This window comes from Micromonospora sp. NPDC006766 (genome assembly GCF_040636055.1).
Classification (GTDB): Bacteria; Actinomycetota; Actinomycetes; order Mycobacteriales; family Micromonosporaceae; genus Micromonospora.
The window spans coordinates 1-21205 of sequence record NZ_JBEYIX010000058.1; the positions used below are offsets into that span (position 1 = coordinate 1).

Consider the following 21205-nt stretch of genomic DNA (forward strand, 5'->3'; position numbering starts at 1 on the left):
CGCGACCGGCCGGCTCGGCAACGCCGAGGCGACCCTGCGCTGGGTCTGCGAGCAGGTCGGCGTCCACCCTTCCGATCGGGCGGTACGCGCCCCGGGCCGCCGCTGTTTGCATCGAGCGGGCGGTCAAGCCCCGGTTGCTAGCAGCTGCGGCCGGCCGTATTGCTTGATTTCCAGCTCCCACCGGTGGGCCAGCGCATCAGCGGCCCGGCGACCCCGCACGGTGGTCCGGTAACTCCGGTCGTCGTCCGTGGTGGGATAGGCCACCACCGTCCATCTGCCGGCCGCTGCCCGTACGGGCCACACGATCGTCGTCACCAGCAGCGCCGCAGCCCAGTTCAGCAGGTAGCCGGCCAGCGGTATGAGGTTCAGCGCGAGCGCAATCCCCCACTCATCGTCCGCGTCGAGATGCCATCCGGCGTAGCGGGGACGCCATGCCAAGCGTCGACGCCCGACGCGCCACGCTGTCCATTCGCCGGACTCGTCCCTGGCCACCACCCGCACGCCGACATTGTGCAGGTCAGCCGGCGGGAGTGCCTATCGCACCGCCTCCGTCACCGCTGCTGGTGGGACCGGGCCAGCCGGATCGACGTTGTCACGGTCGCCGGGCCCGTCGTGGCTCGGGGCGCCCGGCACGGCCCGAGCACGCCCGTGGCGGTCCACGATCCGCACCGCCACCCCCGCCACGTCCGCGGTTCTGACCGGACCCATCGCGCGGGAGTCGTTGGCGACCGAGCGATTGTCGCCCAGGAGGAAGACCGTGTGAGCCGGCACGGTGCTGCTGGGGAAGGGGTCGGTCGCGCCGAGATACGGCTGCGGCACAGGCGTTCCGTTGACGACGATCGCTTCGCAGCGGCCGCTCGGACCAGCAGGGCAGCCGACGGTGTCACCCGCAAGAGCAACAACCCGCAGTACGGAGTCGAACTCGCGACCGTCGTGTGCGAGTGCACGAGAACGAGGTCCCCTCGGGCCGGGGACAGCTTCTTGTTGAACACGACACGTTCGCCGACGCGTACGGTCGATTCCATCGCGGTGCTCGGCTGGGTGACGGTGAAGTGGTCGCTCCGCCCGAGCACGGTCGCCGCCGCGAGGGTGGCCAGGAGCACGATGCCCCCACCGACGCCGGCCGCGGCTCTGCGTACGCGCCGTCCCCGCCGCTGTCGGCGAGCGCGGTCGAGGACCACCCGGGCCAGGTCGGGGCGGGCCCGCGCCACCGGTGCGGCTGCCGTCGCAAGGCTGCGCAGCTCCCCGGCCGCATCGTCGAGCGAGGGAAGAGGACTATTCATCGCGCGGCCTCCTGTGCCGTGCTGGGGGTGGACTTCAAGGCGGCGCGGACCTTGTCCAATCCGCGCGCGGGATTGCTCTTGGCCGTTCCGGCGGAGCACCCCATGACGGCGGCCGTCTCGGCTTCACTCAGCCCGTCGATGATGCGCAGCACAACGGTGACGCGCTGTCGCGGGGGAGTCCGGCAAGGATCTGATCGAGGTGCGTACGGGCACCGATCGCCTCGGCGTGATCGGCCCCGGCCCTCAGCGACTTCGGGTCTGCCTTCATCGGGACGGGAACGAGATGGCTCCGCCGACCCCGGTCCTTCGCCAGGTTGACCAGCGCGGCTCGGACGTACGCCATCGGGGAATCCAACTGTCTCGACCAGTGTCTGACCAGCCGTAACAGTGCGGTCTGCAGGACATCCTCGGCCTCGGCGGCGTCCGGCACGAGCAGCCGCGCGATCCGCAGCAGTTGGTCTCCATGGACCTGCACGAACGCCGTGAAGTCCTGCTCTTCGGAGGGATTCACATCTATCAGAACGAGATCTCTTCCAAACGCGTTGCACGTCGTGGCTCGGGATCCCGCGGATTCTGACTGCCAGACAGTCTGAGTTTGGCGGCATATGCCCTCGCGACGCCTACAAACTTGATGACGCAGACGACTCACGCGTCAGGGCAGGCTGTGTGGATCAGTCTGAGCGCGATGCCGAGCGGGAGCGCACCCTGTAGTCATCAGGCACGCTCCCGCGCGGCGTAGGTATCAGTACGTGGACTTGGCAGACCGGATGAAGGTGATCCAGGCGGTGGGGGGGAAGGTGAGGATGGCACCGGCCGGGTCCTTGCTGTCGCGGACGGCGACGAGACCGGGCAGGTTGTCGGCGACCTCGACACACGCGCCGTTGTTGTCGCCGCTGCGGGTGCTCTTGCGCCACTGGGCGCCGGTCAGCTCAGCCATGGTGGACCTCTCTGGCGATCTTGTTGATCAGTTGCTTGGATTGTCCCTCATCGAGGGCCAAGGCATCGAGGCTCGACCACACCCGTTCGTAGGCCGCAATCTCGGCCGGCCGATCGAGGTAGAGCGCTCCCGTCAACGACTCGCAGTAAACGACTGAGGGCTCCGGGACAGCTCGGTTGCGTATCGGGAAGTCGAGCATCATGAAGGTCCCGGCGAGTGCCCCGTAGTGGGCTCCGGCCGCCAGAGGTAGCACCCGGATTGAGACGTTGGGCAACTCGGACAATTCGAGCAGATGGGCGAGCTGTTCGGCCATCGCGGCTCGTCCGCCGACGCTGCGAAGCAGCACTGCCTCGGTGAGCACCGAACGCAGGGCGGGAGCCTTTGGCAGCCGTCGTGTCAGCAGCCCTTTACGCTGCCGCCGCACTTCGAGAACCTGCTCGAACTCTTCCTCACTCATGTTGGATCGGTTCTGGTAGACGCCCTGCGTGTAGGCCGGAACTTGGAGCAGGCCCGGCACCAAAGACTCGTCGTATCCACGCAGCGACGAGGCTGCTGACTCCAGCCCGACGTACATCTCGAACCAATCCGGGATCGCCAGGCCGTACGAGTGCCACCAGCCCTTGGCCTTGGTCTCGTGGGCCAGGGCGGTGAGTGCGCCGGTCAGCTCGGGTGTCGCGCCGTACAGCTCGCACATGGCCTTGGCGTCGACGGCGCGGACCGAACCGAGGCCGGTCTCGATGCGCCACATCTTCTGCCGGCTGCACTGCAGGGCCTCCGCCGCGCCGTCGAGGGTCATCCGTGCCTCGGTGCGCAGCTCCCGCAGCGCCCGCCCGAGCTGCCGTCTCGGGACGGTCGATCCCATGTCGTCGGCCATTCGCCACCCCTCCTCGATGTTGCATTTTGTTACATCCGGACGCCATCGGTGAAACGCGGAACTGTTGCCCGAGAATTGGTTTCTCTCCGGGCGTCTTTCACACAAAGCGATTACGCATCTGACCATACAAGACACCCCCGACAACAGCCATCACCGCGCAATTCCGACGCGCGCGCAATTCTTTCCGTAACGCGCGTTTCCAGACGGCGGCGGCACCGGGGCAGGGCCGGCCTTCTAGAATCTCCGGCCAGTATGGGGAGGGAGATCCACATGTGGCCGTTCAAGAAGCGCCGGCAGCCAGCCGGCCTCGTCGTCGATCCCGCTCAGGGTGACCCGCAGGCGCGGGCGCTCATCGAGGCGCTGGGCGCGCAGGACTGGCGTACGGCCCGGGACATCTTCAGCGCCACGACCGATCCGGATGCGCGTGCCTACCTGATGGAGGTCGCGGCGAATGTCGACGGCGTTCAGGACTGGATCGGCGAGTGGGTCGACGCCGAACCGGATTCGACGCTTCCGGTGCTGGTCCGGGGCTGCCACGCGGTGTACTGGGCCTGGGAGGCCCGGGGCGCGAAGCGTGCCGAATACACAAGCGAGGAGCAGTTCCGCGAGTTCTTCCGCCGACTGCGGACCGCCGAGAATCTGCTCGACGAGGTCGTGGCCCGGGACCCGGATGACGTGACCGCCCGGACCTGGCTGGTCAGCTCCGCGCGGGGCCGCCAGGTCCACAGTGACGAGGCCTGCGCCCGGTTCGAAGAGGTGGTGAGGCGGCACCCCAACCACGTCGTCGCCCACGAGCAGCGGCTGCAGTACCTGTGCGCCAAATGGTCTGGCAGTGACGAGCAGATGTTCGCGTTCGCCCGGGAGGCCACCGAGGCCGCGCCGGATGGCAGCCTTCTGCCGGAACTGCTTGTCGTCGCGCACGTTGAGAAGTGGCTGTCGCTGCCGCGCGGAGAGGACGACGAGTACATCGGCTCCCCGCCGGTACGCGCGGACCTGCTGGCCGCCGTGGAGAAGTCGCTCTTCCACCCGGCCTTCACACCCGGCTTCGGCTGGATCCCTCGGGCGAACACGTTTGCGATGGGCCTGGAGAAGGCGGGCGAGTTCGAGGCCGCCGCTCGGGTCTTCGACCTCATTGGCGACCAGGTCAGCGACTGGCCGTGGATCTACTGCGGCGATCCCGCTGCGGCGTTCACGGCGGGTCGGGAGTGGGTGTACGCCAACCGCGACTGAACCGGTGTGCCGTCCAGCGGTCTGATCGAGCCCGTGGTGCCGTCGGACCGAGCGGGCGGCGCACCCGTAGGCTGGCGCGGTGATCCACTTGCCGCTTCCGTCCGTCGATACCGTGACACGTTGCCGAGCGACCGAGCGCTATGACCTGACCGGGACGGCCGGGGCATGGGCGGTCCGGTGAGTCGGCGGCTGGCGCCGTCCCAGCGGTCCGCTCCGGTGGTGTCCGGGCCGGGGCCGTCACGGGTGGCTCGCTGGTGTGCCGGCGTCGCGGAGTCACATTGGTTCGAGGTGACGATCGTTGTCGTCATCGGCGTGAACGCGTTGGTGCTCGGCGTGGAGACCTACCCGCATCCGGGGTCGCTCGGGGTGCTGCTGCGGGTGCTGGAGTGGGTCTTCCGGGCGGTGTTCGTCGTCGAGATCCTCATCCGGATGCTGGCGCACGGTCGCCGGCCGCAGGATTTCTTCCGGCGTGGGTGGAACGTCTTTGATTTCTTGGTGATCGCCGCGGCGTTCGTTCCCGGTCTACACGGTGAGTCGCCGGCTCTGCGGGTGATCCGCATCGCCCGGGTGCTGCGGCTGGTGCGTTTCTCGCCCGGGCTGCGCACCATCGTGGCGGCTTTGTTGCGGAGCCTGCCCGGTGTCGGTGGGTTCCTCGCCCTCGCACTGGTGACCCTGTACGTGTACGGGATGGTCGGGTGGCTCATCTTCGCCGACACGTTCCCGGACGACTACGGCACGATCGGTCAGGCCGTGTTGACCCTGTTCGTGCTGCTGTCCCTGGAGACGTTGCCGGAGCTGGTCGAGCAGGGCATGGAACTGTCGCCGTGGACCCTGGTCTACTACGTCAGCTTCGTATTGATCACGGTCAACCTGTTGTTGAACATCCTGATCGCGGTGGTCGTCAATTCGATGGAGGAGGCCCGGCGGCTGGAGATGACCGAGCGGATGGCGGTCGACGAGGACGGCGATGGTGTGCCGGATCATCTCGACCGGATCATGATCAGCCAGCGGCTGGACGACCTGCGCACGATGTTGACCGAGTTGGAGCGGGACCTGCGGATCGGCCGCAGGGATGGGCAGAGCCATTAGCGCTCAGGCGCCGCGGGCGAACAGGGCGAGGCGTACCCGGTTGGGACTGCCGGTCTTGTTCATCAGGCTCGTGATATGGGTCTTGACCGTGGTGACACCGATGTGCAGCCGGTCGGCGATCTCCGTGTTGGACAGGCCCTCCGCGACCAGGTTCAGCACGTCCCGCTCGCGTGCGGTCAGCCCCGCCGTCGGCCGGGGCGCTCCGGCGCGGGCGTGGACCGCGCGCTGCACCAGGCGCTGAAGCACCTCCTGGCTGAACGGGCTGTCGCCAGCGGCGGCCCGGCGGACACCGTCCAGCAGGTCGCCCGGCGGCGCGTCCTTGAGCAGGAACCCGCACGCCCCCGCGGTCAGGGCCGGATAGAGGTGATCGTCGTCGCCGAACGTGGTCAGCACCAGGACGCGCGTGGCCGGCCGCTCGGCGAGAATGCGGCTGGTCGCCGTGATTCCGTCGACGCCAGGCATGCGCAGGTCCATCACCACCAGGTCGGGGACGAGCCGGGCGGCGAGGGTGATCGCGTCGCGGCCGTTGTCGGCCTCGCCGACGACCTCGATGTCGGGCTGGGCGTCGCAGAGCATGCGCAGGCCCGCGCGAATCAGGTGCTGGTCATCCACCAGCAGCACGCGGATCATGCCGGCTCCGTCGTGCGGGGCCCCACCGGCACCTCGCGTTGCCGGGCCGCCGATGAGGCCGGCACCGGGGGCGTAGGCGCCGGCGCGGCCGGAAGGATCGTACGCACCCGCCAACCCCCGCCCGTCGGCCCGGCCTCCAGCTCACCTCCGAGGACCTCGACGCGTTCGCGCATTCCGGTGATGCCGTGACCGCCACCGGGCGGCACCGTCGCCGGCAGCCACCCGCCCCCGTCGTCCGACACCTCCCAGTGGACAGCCCCGTCGACCACGGTGGCCGACAGGCGGGCCAGCGCGGACGTGCCGGCGTGCTTGGCCACATTCGTCAACGCCTCCTGGGTGAGCCGCAGCACCGCCAGGCCCCGGACCGCGTCGAGCGAACCGATCGCCGGGTCAATGTCGGCCTCCACGGTGACACCGGCCTGTCGGGCCCGGTCGACCGCCGCACCGAGGGCCGCCGGAAGCGCCGACGGCTCGATCGCCGTCAGCGCCGCGTCACCGCGTACCCCATCGGGGTCACGCAGGACCGCGACCAGCCGACGCAGGTCGGCCAGGGCCGCGCTCCCCGTGCCGTGCACGTCGTCGAACACCTCACCCACCCGCGGATCCAGCTCGGTCAGCACGTGTCGGGCCACGCCGACCCGCAGCACCATCGACGCCACGTGGTGGGCGACCACGTCATGCAACTCCCGCGCGATGGCGCTGCGCTCGTCGGCGCGGGCGGCGCGGCTCTCCGACTCGCGGCGGCGCTGCTCTTCCACTGCCCGCTCCTGGGCCTGCCGGGCCAGTTCCCGTTGGGTCCGGATGACCAGGCCGAGTAGCAGCGGCACGCCGACCTTCACCAGCAGCCCGACGACGCCGGCGAGGAACCGTCGGAACGGGTCACCGATCGAATCGGTCAGCTCGACCACGGTCAGCAGCCCGGCGGCCAGCCAGATCGTCCGTGGCCGGCTCCCCCGCATGGTCAGCTCGAGCAACGCCCAACTGGCACCCACCTGGTTGATCGTGATGTCGTCGATCAGGCAGACCGCGCCCGCCAGCAGCGCGGTCTGCGCCAGCAGGTTGCCCAGCGGCCGGCGGTGGAACAGCAGCGCGACGCCGAACGCCGCCACCGCGAGGACCCACTGCCTGGCCGTCGTCCCGTGTTGCATCGGGGCGACGATGACGAGGTAGCCGACGCCGCTCAGGTCGAGCAGCACCATCCGCACGAGGCTGTCGCGTACACCGAACGCTCGTCCCACCCACCCCATGGCAGTCAGCGTATGCGCTGCGGCTCGGCGGCCGGAGCTGGCTCCGGCCAGCTGAGCCGGACGATGAGGTAGGCGGCCAGGCCGATCGGCCCGAACAGGATCGTCAGCACCAGCACCGGTGCCATGACCAGCGATGGCACATTCCGTTCCCGGCTGTTCAACCAGGCCCATCTGCCAACGAACAGATCGAACGCGATCATGTGGGCCCAGGCCGCCGCCGCGCCGTCGTCGCTGCCCAGCAGGTCGCGTACGCCGTCCAGGGTCGGGGACATCACGGCCGGCAGCGCCTCCCCGAGCGCCGGGACAATCAGGATCGCGTAGATCGCCAGGACCGGTGCCACGATCAGCGGCGACCTGATGACCCGGGTGGTCACGGACCAGCGCGGCAGCAGGATCATCAGCGCCCAGAACGGTGCGGCCACCGTGAACGTCAGCGTGAACAGCGCGCCGGTCATGCCGCCAGCACCAGTTCCGGCCGACGGCGACGGACCACGACCGCGCCGGCGGCGACCGCGGTCGCGACCACCAGGGCCGCCCCGGCGGCCAGGGTGAGCGCGTCCGGCCGCAGCAGCGGCTGCCCACGCAGCGCCTGCCAGGTCAACAGCAACGTGAGCCCGCCGTACGCGCCGCCGGCGACGGCCAGCAGCCGCGCCCGGGTGTGCTCGTCCAGCCGCCCGCCGAGGAACCGGCCCAGCAGGATCGCCAGGATCGGCAGTGCCTGCAACGCGTGCATCCCCACGAAGTGCCCGATCCGCAGGTCTCCACCGGTGGTGCTCCAGCCGAGCAGCGGCAGCCCGGGCCCGCCGTCGGGGACGCCCACGCTGTGCGCCCCGGCGATTCCCTCGACACCCGGCTCCTGGTCGGGCCGGACCATCGGAAACGCCACCACCATGCCCAGTAGCGTCAGGCCGAGCCCCAGTGCCACCGCGTACTTGGCGACCCGGTTTCCGATCGGCTGACGCAGCACCACGATCCCGATGACGAGATGCGCGACGAACAGCCCCGTGATCGCCATACCCATCAGCTCGAACAGGGCGGCGTTCAGTGGAGTGGTGGCGTTGAAGTGGCTGGTCGTGCCGCGCAGCACCTGCCCGACGATCACCGCCATCTCCACCACGCCCACCGCCACGATGACCGTGGCCGCCCACTCCGCGGTCCGGCTCCGGCGGGGCAGCAGCGAGAGCATCCAGGCGAGGGTGGTGGCGTACAGCACGAAGGACACCGAGAACTTGAGCGGCTTGAGCCAGATCGGCACGCCGGTGAGGACGCGCGGATCAGCGAGGACGCCGATCGCGGAGACGACGGCGAGCACCGCCATCGCCGAGACGAAGACCATCAGTGGGCGGTGCCAGTGTGCCGCCCGGCGCAACGTGGTAGTCATGCCTGTAGATGCTGCTGAGCCTGGCCCGGGACTTCGCCCGACCTGGGGCCCCGGTTGCGGCCGGCGGTCGGAGCGGCGGCTCCTCCCTGGGTAGGAGGCACCGGAGACGACCTCGCGACCGAGGCCTTCGAGTCAGCGCCGCAGGCGGCGGTTCCACCACCCGGGACGGGTGTGGGCCTGCCGCAGCAGTCGCCGGTGCTCCCAATGTTGATAGGCGACGAGGGCCGGCACGAGTCCGAGCATGGCCAGCGACAGGCGTACGCGGGCGGTGCGGTTCTCCCAGATGAAGGCGAGCAGGCCCGTCGCGCCGGAGAAGTAGAGGATCGGGTTGTAGAAGGGCATCAGCTCGGGTCCCAGCCCTTCGCAGTCCTCGAGCCAGGGGAGGCCGCTTCGGGTGGGACGGGTTGGCCAACCGAGCAGATGAGCCGACACGGCGGCGAGGCCGAATCCGTTCGCTGCGGCCAACAGCTTGTCAGCGGAGGCGTCGCGGCCGCTCGCGGCCCACACGCCGCCGGTTACCACTGTCCAGAAGCCCGCGGCGGCATACGGCCCGACCACCGAGGCGAGCGGCATGCCGACGCCGGCCCCCAGTTCGAAGACCACATGTGCCGCCAGGCTGGCCACCGTCAGCCGGGTCAGGGGCCGGCGCCCGACGACGCGTGCGCGTGAAGGTTCTGCCACTCCGCTCCACCCCCGTGATGATGCCGACGCCCGTTCTGCGCGACTTCATGGGGTATGCCCTGATTCAGCCCAGACATTCGCGGGGAATTTGACAGTCGCCGCCGATCAGAAGTCGCCGGCCTCGTGACGCATCTCGGCGAGGAGCTCGACCAGGGTGGTGCCGCGGTCCGACGACAGGTCGGGGCTGGTGAAGACCTGGGCGTTGAGCTCCTTGGTCGCCTTGGTGGCCAGCTCCCGTCCCTTCGGCAGAAGCTGGACGAGCGTGGTGCGCCGGTCGGTCGGGTGAGGCGTACGCCTGACGAGGCCCGCTGATTCGAGGCGGTCGACGGCGTTGGTGACGCTCGTGGGATGCACCTGAAGCCGGTTGCCGATCTTCGTCATGGGCAGGGCGCCGGTGCGGCTGAAGTAGAGGAGCATGAGCACCTCGTAGCGGGCGAAGGTCACGTCGTACGGGCGGAGGACAGCCTCCACCCGCGCGAGGGCGATCTGCTGGGCGCGCATGAGGGAGGTCAACGCCGCCATCCCGTCCGCGGCGGCCTCCCAGCCGTGTGCGGCCCACTGGCGTCGTGCTTCGGCAATGGGATCGCGGGGATGGTCGGGAGCTGGCACGTGGATCATCCTAGAGGGCGTCGGAGGGTACATGGACGTTGGATAGTTGGATGTCCTACTGTCAGTGCCATGAGTCAGCCGAATTCCTCCTCCCGGCCCCCGCTGCACGCCCCCGTGCACCCGGTGCGTTTCGTGACCGCGGCCAGTCTCTTCGACGGGCACGACGCGGCCATCACGATCATGCGGCGGCTGCTGCAGAGTCAGGGCGCCGAGGTCGTGCACCTCGGTCATGACCGCAGCGTCGAGGAAGTGGTGACCGCGGCCGTTCAGGAGGACGTGCAGGGGGTGGCGATCTCCTCCTACCAGGGCGGGCACGTCGAATACTTCAGCTACCTGGCCCAGCGCCTCGCCGAGCGCGGCGCGGGGCACGTGCGTGTGTTCGGTGGCGGCGGCGGGACGATCGTGCCGGAGGAGATCGCGGGCCTGGCCGAGCGTGGGGTGCGCATCTTCAGCCCGCAGGACGGCCAGCGCCTGGGGCTGCCCGGCATGATCAACGAGCTGATCCGGGACTGCGACGTCGACCTGTCGGTGCACGGGCCCGACCTCCAGGCACTGCTGGCGGGCGACGAGGCCGCGCTGGCGCGGGCGCTCACCGTGCTGGAATCCGGCGCGGACACCGCCCTGGCCGACGCGGTCCGGGCCGCCGCGGCGTCACGTCACGTTCCGGTGCTCGGCATCACCGGAACGGGCGGCTCCGGCAAGTCGTCGCTGACCGACGAACTGGTGCGCCGGGTGCGCCGGGACGGCGAGGACAAGGTGCGGGTGGCGGTGCTGGCCGTCGACCCGACCCGCCGCCGCGGTGGCGCGCTGCTGGGCGACCGGATCCGGATGAACAGCATCGCTCCCGGCGTGGTGTTCTTCCGTTCTCTGGCGACCCGCACCCCCGGGGCGCAGGTGCCCGACCACCTCGGCGACATGGTGGCAGCCTGCAAGGCCGCCGGTTACGACCTGGTCATCATCGAGACGCCGGGAATCGGCCAGGGCGACGCGGCGATCGTGCCGTACGTGGACGTGTCGCTGTACGTGATGACGCCGGAGTTCGGTGCTCCCAGCCAGCTTGAGAAGATCGACATGCTGGACCTGGCCCACGTGGTGGCCATCAACAAGTTCGAGCGCCGTGGCGCGGAGGACGCGCTGCGGGACGTGGCGCGACAGATGGTGCGCAACCGCGAGCAGTTCGGCACCCCGTGGCAGGACATGCCGGTCTTCGGCACCAGCGCGGCCCGTTTCGACGACGACGGCGTGACGGCGCTCTACCACCACCTCAAGCAGCTGCTTCGCGGGCACGGCCTGTCGACCTTCCCCGGCGTGCTGCCCGTCGTGTCGGGCCGCACCTCCACCAGCCTGCGGTCGGTGCTGCCGACCGGGCGGGAGCGCTACCTGGCGGACATCGCGCAGACGGTACGCGGTTACCACGCCACCACGGCCGAGCAGGTGGATGTCGTTCGCCGCCGCCAGCACCTGCGGACCACCCGGGACCTGCTCGCGGCCGCCGGTGACCCGGCCGAGGCGTCGGTCGCGGCGCTGCTGGAGCGGACCGAGCAGAGCCTGCGCGGCGACGTGCGCGAACTGCTTGAGCAGTGGAAGGATGTGCGCGCCCGCTACGACGGTGACGAGTACGTGTACGCCGTCCGCGGCAAGGAGATCCGCACCCCGTTGACCCGCACGACCCTTTCCGGTACGCGGCTCCCGCGGGTCGCGCTGCCGCGCGAGGGTGACGACGGGCAGCTGCTGCGGTTCCTGCGTGACGAGAACCTGCCCGGATACTTCCCGTTCACCGCCGGGGTGTTCCCGTTCAAGCGGACCGAGGAGGCGCCGGCGCGGATGTTCGCCGGCGAGGGCGACGCCTTCCGCACCAACCGCCGTTTCCACCTGCTCAGCGCCGGTCAGCCGGCGACCCGCCTGTCCACGGCGTTCGACTCGGTCACCCTGTACGGCCGCAACCCCGACGAGCGCCTCGACATCTACGGCAAGATCGGCACCTCCGGCGTGTCGATCGCCACCGTCGACGACATGCGCGAGCTGTACGCCGGCTTCGACCTGTGCGCCCCGAACACGTCGGTGTCGATGACCATCAACGGCCCGGCCCCGGCGATCCTGGCGATGTTCTTCAACGCGGTGATCGACCAGCAGACGGACCGGTTCCGCGAGGCCGAGGGCCGCGAGCCGAGCCCCGCCGAGGCGGCCGAGATCCGGGCCCGGGCGCTGTCCACGGTGCGCGGCACGGTGCAGGCCGACATCCTGAAGGAGGACCAGGGGCAGAACACCTGCATCTTCTCCACTGAGTTCGCGCTGCGCTGCATGGCGGACATCCAGGAATGGTTCATCGCCCAACGGGTGCGCAACTTCTACTCGGTGAGCATCAGCGGCTACCACATCGCCGAAGCCGGCGCCAACCCGATCAGCCAGTTGGCGTTCACCCTTGCCAACGGGTTCACCTACGTCGAGGCGTACCTGGCGCGGGGGATGGCGATCGACGACTTCGCCCCCAACCTGTCGTTCTTCTTCTCCAACGGCATGGACGCCGAGTACACCGTCATCGGGCGGGTGGCCCGGCGGATCTGGGCCGTCGCCATGCGCGACCGGTACGGCGCCGGCGAGCGGGCCCAGAAGCTGAAGTACCACGTGCAGACCTCGGGCCGGTCGCTGCACGCGCAGGAGATGGACTTCAACGACATCCGTACGACCCTGCAGGCGCTCTGCGCCATCTACGACAACGCCAACAGCCTGCACACCAACGCCTACGACGAGGCGGTCACGACCCCCACCGCGCAGTCCGTGCGCCGGGCCCTGGCCATCCAGATGATCATCGACGCCGAGTGGGGGCTGGCGGACAACGAGAACGCGCTGCAGGGCTCGTACATCGTCGAGCAGCTCACCGACCTGGTCGAGGAGGCGGTACTCGCCGAGTTCGAGCGGATCGCCGACCGCGGCGGAGTGCTCGGCGCCATGGAGACCGGCTACCAGCGTGGCCGGATCCAGGACGAGTCGATGCTCTACGAGCACAAGAAGCACGACGGCTCGCTGCCCATCATCGGCGTCAACACCTTCCTCGCCGAGGATTCCGCCGCACCCGCCCAGGCGATCGAACTCGCGCGAGGCACGGACGAGGAGAAGCGGTCGCAACTCGCGCGGCTCGCGGACTTCCACGCCCGGCACGCCGCGCAGGCACCCGCCGCGCTGGAGCGGCTCAAGACCGCCGCGACCAGCGGCGGCAACGTCTTCGAGGCACTGATGGACGCGGTCCGCTTCTGCTCACTCGGACAGATCAGCGAGGCGTTCTTCGAAGTCGGCGGCCAGTACCGCCGCAACATGTGACGCGACCAGAGAATACTGAGAGGTAACGGAAGCATGCGCATCGAGAACACCGCCGCAATCGTGACCGGAGGCGCCTCCGGCCTGGGCGCGGCCACCGCCCAGACGCTGGCCAAGCGCGGCACGAAGGTCTTCGCCTTCGATCTGCCCGTGAGCATCGAGGGGGCCCAGGACGGCGACGGCATCGAGTACGTCGCGGTCGACGTCACCGATCCGGAGCAGGTCCGGTCGGCCGTGAGTCAGGCGGCCGGCTCGGGTCTGCCGCTGCGTACCGTCGTCAACTGCGCCGGCATCGGCCCGTCGATGCGCATCCTCGGCAAGAAGGGCGTCCACGACCTGGCCCTGTACGCCAAGGTCGTCCAGGTCAACCTCGTCGGCTCCTTCAACGTCCTCGCCCTGGCCAGTGAACGCATCGCCGAGACCGAGGCCGACGAGCACGGGCAGCGGGGCGTCATCATCAACACCGCGTCCATCGCCGCGTACGACGGCCAGGTCGGCCAGGCCGCCTACTCCTCGTCCAAGGGCGGGATCGTCGGCCTGACCCTGCCTGCCGCGCGGGATCTGGCGCAGTACGGCATCCGGGTGTGCACGATCGCCCCCGGCATCGTCGACACCCCGATGCTCGCCACCGTCTCCGAGGAGTTCCGCGCGGGCCTGGCCGCCGGCGTGCCGTTCCCCAAGCGCCTGGCCCGTCCCGACGAGTACGCCCAGCTCGCCCTGTCGATCATCGAGCACGACTACCTCAACGGCGAGACCATCCGGATGGACGGCGCCCTGCGGATGGCCCCGCGCTAGGCGCTCTCGGGCGGGCCTTCAAGGTTCTCGGACACCTTCCCTGGAAGTGTGCCCTCGCGGGTGGCCCGGCGCGGTAGGTTCCGCGCCGGGCCGAAGCGTCGATCAGCTGGCGGTGCAGGTGGCGGTGCCCGTCGGGCCGACGCCGTTGCCCTGGAAGCCGAAGTCGGCGCTGGCGCCGGCGCCGAGCCGGCCGTTGTAGTCGACGTTGCGGAAGTTGACCGTGCCGGTGGTGCCGCTGGGCTGGGCGCTCCAGGTGTTGGTGATGGTCGCCCCGCCGGGCAGGGTGATCCGGACGGTCCACCCGTTGATCGCGCCCGCACCAGCGGTGACGTGGACGTTGGTCACGAAGCCGCCCGGCCACTGGTCGACGGAGAACGACGCGGTGCAGCCGTTGCCCGCCGGCGGGGTGGTCGGCGAGGTGGTCGGCGAGGTGGTCGGCGTGGTGGTGGTCGGGGGAGCGGTGGTCGGGGGCGTGGTGCCACCGCCGTTCAACGCGTTGAGGGTCGAGGTGTACGCCGCCTTCTTGTTGCCGCTGCCGTCGAAGAGCAGCGGGGTGCCGCTGGAGCGCCACGAGTCGCTGTCGCGGATGCCCCAGACGGTGAGGCCGGTGCAGCGGGACACGGCCAGGCAGGCCTTGACGACCCGGCTGTAGTTGTCGGCCTGGGCGGTGCCGGAACCCTCGATGTCCAGCTCGGTGATCTGCACGTCGACGCCGAGGTTGGCGAAGCGCTGCAGGTTGGCCTGGTAGTCACTGGGCACCGGCGAGTTGGGGTTGAAGTGGGACTGGAAGCCGACGCAGTCGATCGGCACGCCCCGGGCCTTGAAGTCCTGCACCATCGCGTACACGGCGTTGGACTTCGCGTTCTGCCCATCGGTGTTGTAGTCGTTGTAGCAGAGCTTCGCGCCGGGGTCGGCCGCCCGGGCGGTGCGGAAGGCCACCTCGATCCAGTCGTTTCCGGTGCGCTGCAGGTTCGAGTCCCGGCGGGCGCCGCTGCCGCCGTCCGCGAACGCCTCGTTCACCACGTCCCAGGCGTAGATCTTGCCCTTGTAGTGGGTGGCGACCTGGGTGACGTGGTTGGTCATCGCCGAGCGCAGCGCGGTGCCGCTCAGGTTCTGCGCCCAGCCCGGCTGCTGCGAGTGCCACGCCAGGGCGTGGCCGCGCACCCGCATGCCGTTGGCCTGGGCGTGGCTGACGATACGGTCGCCGCTGGTGTAGTTGAACTGGTTCTGGGACGGCTCGGTGGCGTCCCACTTCATCTCGTTCTCAGGGGTGACCATGTTGAACTCGCGGTTCAAGATGCCGACGTACGTACTGTCGGACAGCTTGTTCGCCGCGACCGCAGCGCCGAAGTAGCGGCCCGATTCCGCCGCCGAGGACCCCAGGGTCGTGCCGGCACTGGCGCTGGTCGCCACCGCCACCGTCACGGCGAACACGGCGACACCGGCTGCCGCCAACGTCAGGGCGGTACGCGCGCGTGGCCGGGGCGTCGAGGTCCCGCTGCCGCGGGCAAGCACCTTGTCCATCAGGAAACCTTTCGATAGTCGAGCGAGGAAGGCGCTTCGATCGCTGCCCGCCACGGTGGTCGGCTCGCTGCACGGCCGCCCGGAGGCCGCGCTGATCGGGATCGTCTCCCGTCCACCGTGAGCTGATCGAAGGTTGTCTCTCGAAAAAGTACCGGGAGTATTCCGAATTCTCAACGGTGGGATCGATCAGGACCGACCCCACCGTCGTCGCACGGGTGGCTACCGGCGCGGCGTCTGCACTGCCCGGGGCAGCACATAGGGCGGCCCGGAGTAGATCAGGTCGGCCTTGATCTCCTGGTACGCCCGCTTCGGCTGGTAGTTCTCGTCGTACACCGTGGCCAGGCCCTCCGGCGGGTCGCTGAACCAGCCCGGCACCCACGAGTGCCGGTCGGTGAAGCCCCAGAGGGTGAACGACAGGCAATGCCGCTCGGCCAGGCAGGCCCGCAGCAGGATGCTGAAGTTCGCCGCGGCCGCCTGTAGGCGCGGATTGAGCTCGGCGGAGTCGCCCGCCCGTACGCCAGCGGTGAGCTCGCTGCGCACGTCAACCTCGGTGAACGCGGTCGCCAGACCCAACCCCGCGAACTTCTTCAGCGCGCCGACGACCTGGAAGGTGTCGTAGTTGCCGTACTGCGTGCCCAGGTGGCCCTGGCTGCCGACCCCGTCGATCGGCACGCGCTTGGCCAGCAGGTTACGGGCCATCTCGTACACGAACTGGGTCTTGTCGTTGGCCGGGTTACCCGAGCCGAACGCCTCGATGTTGTAGTCGTTGTAGAACAGCAGGGCCTTCGGGTCGGCGGCGCGGGCCCAGCGGAAGGCGTCGGCGATGTAGTCCGGCCCGAGGTGCTCGGCCCAGAAGCCCTTGTAGTGCAGGGTCGACGGGGTGTCCCAGGGGTCGCTGACCGCCTCGTTGACGACGTCCCACTGCCAGACGCGGCCCTTGAAGTGGGTGACCACGTTGGTGATGTGGTTGTGCAGGATCTGGCGCAGCTCCGCCTTGCTGATGGAGCCGTCCGCCACCCCGCTGGTCAGCCAGCCCGGCAGTTGGTTCTGCCAGACCAGCACGTGCCCGCGTACGCGTTGGTTGTGCTGGCGGGCGAAGGCGAGAAGCTCGTCGGCCGGTCCCCAGTTGTAGCGGCCCCGGGTGGGCTCCAGGCTCTCCCACTTCATCACGTTCTCCGCGGTGACGGTGGAGAACTCCGACGCGGTGAGCTGGCGGTAGCGCGGGTCCGCCTTGTCGTTCAGGGCGGCCATGTCGACGGCGGTGCCCAGGTACAGACCGTGACGCAGGGCCAGATCGCGCAGGCTCTGCGTGGCAGGGTCGTGGGGGCGGCCCGCCGTGGCGGGGGTGACGTTGAGGGCGGCGGCCGTCGCGACGGCGACGGCGCCGACGGCGATCCATCGTCTCAGCTTCATGGGGGTTCCCTCCGGGCAGACGCGGCGTGCGCCGCGAACTCCGAAACTTTCGCAGTTGCTTCCGCAAGTAGCCCGAAAGATTACGGCCGTCGATGTCCTGCGTCAACCTGCCCCGGCACCGGACGTCGGCCGTCGCCGGGGCCGGGAACGGTCAGTGTTCGAGGTAGGTGGCGTGGTCGAAGTCGGCGTAGACGCCGTCGTTGCCGAGATCCTGCACCCACAGGCCCAGGAAGGCGCCGGTGAATCCCCAGGCCGCCGGCTCGCCGTCGATGATCATCGCGGCGTGCTCGTCGGACAGGATCATCGCGTCCAGTTCCACCGGCAGCTCCCGCCAGCCCGCGCCGAGGTCGTAGCAGAAGCGCACCACCGGCCCGTCGAACTCGGCGCGTAGACCGATCCGAGCCGCGTCGGCGACGTCGACGGTGAGGTCCGGGTGGACGATCCGCCGTCCCCGGTCGCAGCTGAGCAGCTCCAGCACCACCCGGCCGTCGTCGGACCGGGTCAGGTAGAGGTAGTGCCAGTTCAAGGTGTTGTAGTAGGCGGCGAGGCCGGCCAGGTGCCGGTGGTTGACCGGATCGAACTCGATCACGGTCTCCAGTGAGCAGCGCGTCGCGCCGACCCGCCGGCCGACCAGGCTGGGCGTCTGCTTGCCGACCGGCGACTGCCCGCCGTGGATCCGCAGGTGGGACGGGCGCGCCCGCAGATCCAGCCAGTCCGGGCTCGCCGGGCGGCGCAGCGTCGACCAGCAGGTGGCCAGCTGGGTAGCGTCGAAATGGTCGGTCGCCGGCTCGGCCGGCCAGGGGTGCGCGGGCAGGTCCGGCGCGGGAATGGTCTCCGCCGGCACGCCACCGGGGATCCGCGGCCACTCCTCGGCGGGCCAGTCGACCTTCTGGATCGCGGTCTCCCGTCCGAGCACGCACTTGCCGAGCGGGCTGTAGGGGCGGGCCGCCAGGTGGGCCAGGTACCACTCGCCGTGCTGGGTCTCCACCAGGCAGCCGTGCCCGGCCTTCTGCAGCCGCAACTCCGGGCGACCCACGGAGGTGAGCAGAGGACCGTGCGGGTCGGCCAGGTAGGGACCGTGCAGGTGACGTGACCGGGCGACGGTGACCTGGTGCTCCCAGCTGGTGCCCCCCTCGGCCGTGACGAGCCAGTACCAGCCGTCGCGCTGGTAGAGGTGCGGCCCCTCGGTCAGGCCGGCGGAGGTGCCGCGAAAGATGATTCGTGCCTCGCCGACCAGTCGGCGCTGCTCCGGGTCGTAGCGCTGGATCTCGATGCCGCCGAAGCGATCGCGCCCCGGGCGCCAGTCCGCGCTCATGCTCAGCAGCCAGGTGCTGCCGTCGGAGTCGTGGAACAGCGAGGCGTCGAAACCGTGCGCGTGCAGCTTCACCGGGTCCGACCACGGCCCGGTGATGTCCGGCGCGGTGACCAGGAAGTTCTGCGGGTCCCAGTAGCCGCTGGCGAAGCTGGCGACGTCGCTGTAAACCAGATGGAACAGGCCGTCGTGGTACGACAGGTCGGGGGCCCACACGCCGTTGGAGTCGCCGCAGCCGCGCAGGTCCAGGAGGCGACGGTCGGTGATGACGCCGCCCAGCGCGTGCCAGTGGACGAGGTCGCGGGAGTGGTGGATGCGGACGCCCGGGTACCACTCGAAGGTCGAGGTGGCCAGATAGTAGTCGTCGCCCACCCGCAGGGTCGAGGGGTCCGGATGGAACCCGGTGAGGACCGGGTTGTGGATCGCTTGGGCGATGGTGGCCACGTCCGTGATCTCGGTCGGCATGCCTTGGCTCCTGCGGTCGAGGTCCTGAAAGTGAACTTCCGGGAGTGGCTGCTCGGAAGTTTCCGGAATCTCGCCCCACCGTATCGGTTCGGGTTGAGATAGGACAGAGGCCTTGACCTGGAACGTGCCGCGTCATAACGTGCCCGCCATCAATCAAGAACACCGGCACCCGACCGGAAGTTCCGGGGTCGCGCCGCCGTGGCGGCCGGGGGCGGGAAGGTTCCCGTCGAGCTCGGGCGATGATGAAGGGGCGACCCGTGGCCTCGGACGATTCCCGGAAAGTCACCATCGCGGCGATCGCGCGCCTGGCCGGCGTCTCGGTGCCCACGGTCTCGCGGGTCATCAACGGCCGCTCCGACGTCGCGCCACAGACCCGGGAACGGGTCGAGGAGCTGCTCAGTCGGCATGGCTACCGCCGCCGGCCGCCGAGCATGCGGGCCAGCTCCGGCCTGATCGACCTGGTCTTCAACGATCTGGACAGCCCGTGGGCGGTCGAGATCATCCGTGGGGTCGAGGACGTCGCGCACGCGGCCGGCATCGGCACCGTGGTGTCCGCGATCCACCGGCGTAGCTCGTCGGCCAAGCAGTGGCTGGACAACCTGCGCACCCGCTCCACCGAAGGGGTCATCTTCGTGACCTCAACCCTGGAGCCGCCGCTGCAGGCCGAGCTGCGCCGCCTCAACATCCCCGTCGTCATCGTCGACCCCGCCGGGGTGCTCCCACAGGAGGCGCCCACGATCGGCGCGACCAACTGGGTGGGCAGTCTGCGCGCCACCGAGTACCTGCTCGGTCTCGGCCACCGGCGGATCGGCTTCATCGCCGGGCCGCCGCAGCTCATGTGCAGCCGTGCGCGCCTCGACGGTTACCGAACGGCGCTGGAGACCGCCGGTCTCAGCGTTGACGACCGGCTGATCCGCCAGGGCAACTTCTACCACGAGGCCGGGTTCGCCGGTGGCAGCCAACTGTTGCGCCTGCCCGACCCGCCCACCGCCATCTTCGCCTCCAGCGATCAGATGGCACTCGGCGTCTACGAAGCCGTACGGCAACGCGGCCTCCGGGTGCCCGACGACATCAGCGTCGTCGGCTTCGACGACTTGCCGGAGGTCCGATGGTGTTCCCCGCCGCTGACCACCGTCCGGCAGCCGCTCGCCGAGATGGGCCTGCTCGCCGCTCGTACGGTCCTGCGCCTGGCCCAGGGCGAGCGGATCGAGAGCCCGCGGGTGGAACTGGCCACCGAGCTCATCGTCCGCGACAGCGCCGCCCCACTGCACACCGAATGTCGGTGAAGGAAGAGCGACGGCCGCCCTGCCCGGTACGCGACTCGGCGGCGGTGTCACCGGTGCGGGCGGCAGGAGGCCCGGACGACCAGTTCGGTGGGCAGCTGGATGTGCGTGTCGCGTTCGACACCGCCGATCAGGTCGACGAGCAGGCGCAATGCCTCGGCGCCCATGCGCTGCAGCGGTTGCATGATCGTCGTGAGCGGCGGGTTGACCAGCGCCGACTCCGGGACGTTGTCGAATCCGACGATGGACAGGTCGTCGGGCACGTTGAAGCCCATGCGCCTGGCGATGTCCATCGTGGAGATCGCCGAGAGGTCGTTTCCCGCGAAGATCGCGGTCGGTCGGTCGGGGAGCGCGAGCAGTTCCGCGGCCGTGTCGGCCGCGCTTTCGATCTTGAACCCGCCGACCCGTACGAGCCGCTCGTCCACTGTGATGCCGGCGTCGGCCATGGCCTTGCGGAAGCCCGCCTCGCGCAGGCGTGCCGACTCGAGGTCGGGGCGTCCGCTGATGTGTCCGATGCGGCGGTGACCGAGCGACAGTAGGTGGTTGGTGGCGAGCACGGCGCCGGCGAAGTTGTCCGAATCGACGGTGGGCAGGCCGGATGGGCCCGTGTGGGGGTCGACCGCCACGACGTGGAAGCCCGGCTTGGTCTCGACCACGGTCGGCGTGACGATCACGGCCCCGTCGATGAGCGTGCCGGACAGGCGGGCCAACGACCGGCGTTCCCACCCGGTGGCGGCGCGGTCGCCGTCGCCGCCGGAGTATGCCAGGAGTTGGTAGCCGCTGCCGGCGATCTCCCGGGACGCGCCCTTGAGCAGCTCCGTGGAGAACGGCTCGAACTCGGCGACCAGGATGCCCAGCACGTTGGTGCGGTGGCTGCGCAGGCTCTGCGCGCCCAGGCTGGCCTCGTACCCGAGCTCGTGGATGACGTGCTGGACACGTTCCACGGTTGCTTGCGCCACACCGTACCGACCATTGACGACCTTCGATACGGTTGCCACCGAGACGCCGGCGGCACGGGCCACGTCCGACATCTTGACGCGCTGCGGGAACGACACGTCGACGATCATAGTGGGGCCTTCCGGACCCCGTCACGAGCGAGTCGAAAACGTTATCGATACCGATTGACATCGAGGTAGG

Annotated in this window: 21 protein-coding genes; 5 read left to right on the forward strand and 16 right to left on the reverse strand. The window is 69.7% G+C overall.

Annotated elements, in window-relative coordinates:
- Positions 1–123 precede the first annotated feature (123 nt).
- The 6 genes from ABZ671_RS28340 to ABZ671_RS28365 all read right to left on the reverse strand — a co-directional run bounded on the left by ABZ671_RS28340 (position 124) and on the right by ABZ671_RS28365 (position 3094).
- Positions 124–501 carry a hypothetical protein gene (locus tag ABZ671_RS28340; protein WP_357863860.1) on the reverse strand — a complete coding sequence of 126 codons (378 nt, stop codon included), beginning with the start codon at positions 499–501 and terminating at the stop codon, positions 124–126.
- Positions 502–534: 33 nt separating this feature from the next.
- On the reverse strand, positions 535–1020 hold the full coding sequence (gene lepB, locus ABZ671_RS28345) for a signal peptidase I (protein WP_357863920.1): 486 nt from the start codon (positions 1018–1020) through the stop codon (positions 535–537).
- Between the two features lie 259 nt (positions 1021–1279).
- Positions 1280–1435, reverse strand: a complete 156-nt coding sequence (locus ABZ671_RS28350) for a sigma factor-like helix-turn-helix DNA-binding protein (protein WP_357863862.1) — start codon at positions 1433–1435, stop codon at positions 1280–1282.
- Positions 1411–1794 (reverse strand): sigma factor, encoded by a 384-nt coding sequence (locus ABZ671_RS28355; RefSeq protein ID WP_357863864.1) that lies wholly within the window; start codon positions 1792–1794, stop codon positions 1411–1413. The genes ABZ671_RS28350 and ABZ671_RS28355 overlap by 25 nt, the downstream gene beginning before the upstream one ends.
- Before the next feature lie 231 nt (positions 1795–2025).
- Complete coding sequence (locus ABZ671_RS28360) at positions 2026–2220, reverse strand: DUF397 domain-containing protein (protein WP_357863865.1); 195 nt, start codon at positions 2218–2220, stop codon at positions 2026–2028.
- Positions 2213–3094 carry a helix-turn-helix transcriptional regulator gene (locus ABZ671_RS28365; RefSeq protein WP_357863867.1) on the reverse strand — a complete coding sequence of 294 codons (882 nt, stop codon included), beginning with the start codon at positions 3092–3094 and terminating at the stop codon, positions 2213–2215. The genes ABZ671_RS28360 and ABZ671_RS28365 overlap by 8 nt, the downstream gene beginning before the upstream one ends.
- A 270-nt stretch (positions 3095–3364) precedes the next feature.
- On the opposite strand from ABZ671_RS28365, the gene ABZ671_RS28370 reads away from it, so the two are divergent.
- A complete protein-coding gene (locus ABZ671_RS28370) occupies positions 3365–4324 on the forward strand; it encodes a DUF4034 domain-containing protein (RefSeq protein WP_357863869.1) in 960 nt (319 codons plus the stop codon).
- 288 nt (positions 4325–4612) lie between these two features.
- A complete protein-coding gene (locus ABZ671_RS28375) occupies positions 4613–5413 on the forward strand; it encodes an ion transporter (protein WP_357863871.1) in 801 nt (266 codons plus the stop codon).
- Between the two features lie 3 nt (positions 5414–5416).
- On the opposite strand, the gene ABZ671_RS28380 is transcribed toward ABZ671_RS28375, so the two are convergent.
- The 6 genes from ABZ671_RS28380 to ABZ671_RS28405 all read right to left on the reverse strand — a co-directional run bounded on the left by ABZ671_RS28380 (position 5417) and on the right by ABZ671_RS28405 (position 9961).
- The gene (locus tag ABZ671_RS28380; RefSeq protein ID WP_357863873.1) at positions 5417–6043 is read right to left on the reverse strand and encodes a response regulator transcription factor; all 627 of its coding nucleotides are present in this window, start codon (positions 6041–6043) and stop codon (positions 5417–5419) included.
- Complete coding sequence (locus tag ABZ671_RS28385) at positions 6040–7290, reverse strand: histidine kinase (protein ID WP_357863876.1); 1251 nt, start codon at positions 7288–7290, stop codon at positions 6040–6042. The genes ABZ671_RS28380 and ABZ671_RS28385 overlap by 4 nt, the downstream gene beginning before the upstream one ends.
- Before the next feature lie 5 nt (positions 7291–7295).
- Entirely contained in the window at positions 7296–7745 is a 450-nt protein-coding gene (locus ABZ671_RS28390; RefSeq protein ID WP_357863878.1) for an ABA4-like family protein, read from the reverse strand.
- Positions 7742–8671, reverse strand: coding sequence for a hypothetical protein (locus ABZ671_RS28395; RefSeq protein WP_357863879.1), 930 nt, complete (start codon positions 8669–8671; stop codon positions 7742–7744). Before ABZ671_RS28395 ends, ABZ671_RS28390 begins: the two co-directional genes overlap by 4 nt.
- A 132-nt stretch (positions 8672–8803) precedes the next feature.
- Complete coding sequence (locus ABZ671_RS28400) at positions 8804–9295, reverse strand: hypothetical protein (protein WP_357863881.1); 492 nt, start codon at positions 9293–9295, stop codon at positions 8804–8806.
- A 162-nt stretch (positions 9296–9457) separates the two neighbouring features.
- Complete coding sequence (locus tag ABZ671_RS28405; protein ID WP_357863883.1) at positions 9458–9961, reverse strand: MarR family transcriptional regulator; 504 nt, start codon at positions 9959–9961, stop codon at positions 9458–9460.
- 69 nt (positions 9962–10030) lie between these two features.
- Here ABZ671_RS28405 and icmF point away from each other — a divergent pair, with 69 nt between their 5' ends.
- Positions 10031–13279, forward strand: coding sequence for a fused isobutyryl-CoA mutase/GTPase IcmF (gene icmF, locus ABZ671_RS28410; protein ID WP_357863885.1), 3249 nt, complete (start codon positions 10031–10033; stop codon positions 13277–13279).
- 33 nt (positions 13280–13312) lie between these two features.
- Positions 13313–14071, forward strand: a complete 759-nt coding sequence (locus tag ABZ671_RS28415) for an SDR family NAD(P)-dependent oxidoreductase (protein ID WP_357863887.1) — start codon at positions 13313–13315, stop codon at positions 14069–14071.
- Between the two features lie 102 nt (positions 14072–14173).
- On the opposite strand, the gene ABZ671_RS28420 is transcribed toward ABZ671_RS28415, so the two are convergent.
- From ABZ671_RS28420 to ABZ671_RS28430, 3 genes are all read right to left on the reverse strand, one after another.
- On the reverse strand, positions 14174–15595 hold the full coding sequence (locus tag ABZ671_RS28420; protein WP_357863888.1) for an endo-1,4-beta-xylanase: 1422 nt from the start codon (positions 15593–15595) through the stop codon (positions 14174–14176).
- Positions 15596–15814: 219 nt separating this feature from the next.
- Positions 15815–17008, reverse strand: coding sequence for an endo-1,4-beta-xylanase (locus tag ABZ671_RS28425; RefSeq protein WP_357863890.1), 1194 nt, complete (start codon positions 17006–17008; stop codon positions 15815–15817).
- Positions 17009–17159: 151 nt separating this feature from the next.
- Positions 17160–18785: a glycoside hydrolase family 43 protein gene (locus tag ABZ671_RS28430; protein ID WP_357863892.1), complete on the reverse strand. Its 1626-nt coding sequence runs from the start codon at positions 18783–18785 to the stop codon at positions 17160–17162.
- A 257-nt stretch (positions 18786–19042) separates the two neighbouring features.
- Between ABZ671_RS28430 and ABZ671_RS28435 the strand changes: the two genes are divergently transcribed.
- Positions 19043–20071, forward strand: coding sequence for a LacI family DNA-binding transcriptional regulator (locus ABZ671_RS28435; RefSeq protein WP_357863894.1), 1029 nt, complete (start codon positions 19043–19045; stop codon positions 20069–20071).
- A 47-nt stretch (positions 20072–20118) separates the two neighbouring features.
- Here the strand turns inward: ABZ671_RS28435 and ABZ671_RS28440 are convergent, their stop codons facing one another.
- Complete coding sequence (locus ABZ671_RS28440) at positions 20119–21123, reverse strand: LacI family DNA-binding transcriptional regulator (protein ID WP_357863896.1); 1005 nt, start codon at positions 21121–21123, stop codon at positions 20119–20121.
- Between the last annotated feature and the right edge of the window lie 82 nt (positions 21124–21205).